Annotated in this window: 1 protein-coding gene; it reads left to right on the plus strand. The window is 39.4% G+C overall.

Annotation, left to right across the window (positions count from 1 at the left end; translation table 11 throughout):
• The first annotated feature begins 156 nt into the window (after positions 1–156).
• Positions 157–621 carry an IS200/IS605 family transposase gene (gene tnpA / locus QM818_RS08990; protein WP_265473255.1) on the plus strand — a complete coding sequence of 155 codons (465 nt, stop codon included), beginning with the start codon at positions 157–159 and terminating at the stop codon, positions 619–621.
• The last annotated feature ends 110 nt before the right edge of the window (positions 622–731 follow it).

Raw genomic sequence — 731 nt, forward strand, 5'->3', positions numbered from 1 at the left:
TTTTTATTATGTGACTATTAGTCCGTCTCGCTCCGTTAGGTGCGAGACAAAAAAACCACCCGCTATGCGGGTGCGCGTCGAAGGTTATACCAAAAAAACTCCGAACGCGATACAATAAAGGTGTTCAAGCCAATTGTAAAGCGAAAGGAGAAAAATATGGCACAAAAGGCTCATAGTTTATCGCACACAAAGTGGCACTGTAAGTATCACATTGTGTTCACCCCTAAGTATAGACGAAAAGTAATCTATAATCAATATCGAAGTAGTTTAGGCGAAATATTTCATCGCTTGTGTAGTTATAAAGGAGTTGAAATTATCGAGGGTCACTTAATGCCAGATCATGTACACATGTTAGTAAGTATTCCACCAAGGACAAGAGTTTCGAGTTTCATGGGTTATTTAAAAGGAAAAAGTGCACTCATGATGTTTGACAAACACGCCAATCTCAAGTACAAGTTTGGAAATCGGCATTTCTGGGAGAAAAGTTATTATGTAAGTACAGTAGGGCTTAATGAAGCCACAATTAAGAAATATATCCAAGAACAGGAAAAGCATGATATAGCACTAGGTAAATTGAGTGTAAAAGAATATGAGGATCCCTTTAGGGATAGTGGTAAGTAATACTAAAGCCTCTTTGAGAGGCAAGTGACGAGTCAAGAGCAATAAGGCTTGAACAAAGTGAAAGCCAGCGTCTTTAGGCGCTGGCTGGTAATTTGGGCTTATAGCCCTGG

The sequence above is a fragment of the Streptococcus mitis genome (assembly GCF_047464035.1).
Classification (GTDB): domain Bacteria; phylum Bacillota; class Bacilli; order Lactobacillales; family Streptococcaceae; genus Streptococcus; species Streptococcus mitis_DX.